The following is a 1,496-nucleotide window of genomic DNA, read 5'->3' on the forward strand; positions in this document are numbered from 1 at the left end:
CCCCAGACGGCGGCACGTGCCAATGATCCGGACCGCGATCTCGCCACGGTTGGCGATGAGAATCTTTGAAAACATAAGGTCCTAGCGCAGCTTCACGGCGGTGCCGGCGGCGGTCACCATCAGCATGCCGTTGTCGACGCCGAGGGTCTCATAGTCCAGGTCGACGCCGACCACGGCGTCGGCGCCTAGCCTCTGGGCCTCCTCGCACATTTCGCGGATCGAAATGTCGCGAGCCTCGCGCAGGGCCTTCTCATAGCCCCCGGCCCGGCCGCCGATGATGTTGGTGATGCCGGCGAACAGGTCGCGGAAGATGTGGGCGCCGATGATGGCCTCGCCGCTGACCACGCCGAGCGTCTCGGCGATGTCGCGATTGGCGATGGTGGGGGTGGTGCTGGTGATCATGGGCTGCATCCTCCGGCGGCGCACTTTCGTATTGAAGCCGGGCAACTTAGATTGGGACCCATGAGCACGCCAGCCGCCACCTCACCCACCGGATTCGACCTAACCGCCCCCGACGCGGCGGAACGCCAGGCCCTCGAAGCCGGCCTCAGCCGCGAGGAGGCCGAGGTGCTGTTGCACTATGGCACCGAAGCGCCCTTCTGCGGCGGCCTGCTCGATAACAAGGAGGACGGGGTCTATTGCTGCCGGCTCTGCGGCCTGCCGCTGTTCCAGGCCAAGACCAAGTTCGAGAGCGGCACTGGCTGGCCCAGCTTCTTCGCCCCCTATGACGAGGCCCACGTGGTGGGGGTGCGAGACGTCAGCTACGGCATGGTCCGCATCGAGACCCGCTGCGCCCGCTGCGACAGCCACCAGGGCCACGTCTTCCCGGACGGTCCCGCGCCGACCCGGCTGCGCTACTGCATCAACTCGGTGTCGCTGGAGTTCGTGCAGAACGGCCAGCCCCTGCGCGATCCGCTGAAGCGGGGCGATAACGCCCATCTCGCCCACGCCTGAGCATGGCTTGGCGAACCGCGGGGAAACCGCGCTAAGCTCCCTGAAAACCACGCCAGGGAGGCGACGCCTTGAAGGATTTCGCAGGTAAGACGGCCGTGATCACCGGCGGTGGCACGGGGATGGGCCGCGAACTGGCCCGCCAACTGGTCGCCGAGGGCTGCAATGTCGCCATGTGCGACGTCTCGGCCACGGCCATGGCCGAGACCGTGCGGCTGATCGAGGCCGACGGCCGGCCCCAAGGCACCAAGGTCACCACCCATATCGCCGACGTCTCGCTGGAGGCCGCTCTCATCGCCTTCCGCGAGGAGTTGAAGGAACAGCAGCAGATCGACCGCATCCACCTGTTGTTCAACAACGCCGGCATCGCCGGCGGCGGCAGCATGGTCACCGATAGTCGCGCCGCCTGGGAGAAGACCTTCAATGTCTGCTGGGGCGGGGTCTATCTGGGGGTGCGCACCTTCCTGCCCATGCTGATGGCCGCCGACGAGGGCCACATCATCAACACCTCCAGCGTCAACGGCTTCTGGGCGACCATCGGGCCC

Annotated in this window: 4 protein-coding genes; 2 read left to right on the forward strand and 2 right to left on the reverse strand. The window is 66.8% G+C overall.

Annotated features, from left to right (window positions below; all coding sequences use genetic code 11):
• Positions 1 to 75: biotin carboxylase N-terminal domain-containing protein (locus Q8Q88_RS24815; RefSeq protein ID WP_371129882.1), on the reverse strand; the 75-nt coding region annotated here is incomplete at its 3' end.
• A gap of 6 nt (positions 76 to 81) precedes the next feature.
• A complete protein-coding gene (locus Q8Q88_RS18750; RefSeq protein WP_305676705.1) occupies positions 82 to 402 on the reverse strand; it encodes a heavy metal-binding domain-containing protein in 321 nt (106 codons plus the stop codon).
• A gap of 60 nt (positions 403 to 462) precedes the next feature.
• Here Q8Q88_RS18750 and msrB point away from each other — a divergent pair, with 60 nt between their 5' ends.
• Positions 463 to 954, forward strand: a complete 492-nt coding sequence (msrB, locus tag Q8Q88_RS18755; protein ID WP_305676706.1) for a peptide-methionine (R)-S-oxide reductase MsrB — start codon at positions 463 to 465, stop codon at positions 952 to 954.
• 68 nt (positions 955 to 1,022) lie between these two features.
• The coding region (locus tag Q8Q88_RS18760; RefSeq protein WP_305676707.1) for an SDR family NAD(P)-dependent oxidoreductase at positions 1,023 to 1,496 on the forward strand (474 nt) is incomplete at its 3' end.

Source organism: Phenylobacterium sp. (assembly GCF_030697925.1).
Classification (GTDB): Bacteria; Pseudomonadota; Alphaproteobacteria; order Caulobacterales; family Caulobacteraceae; genus Phenylobacterium.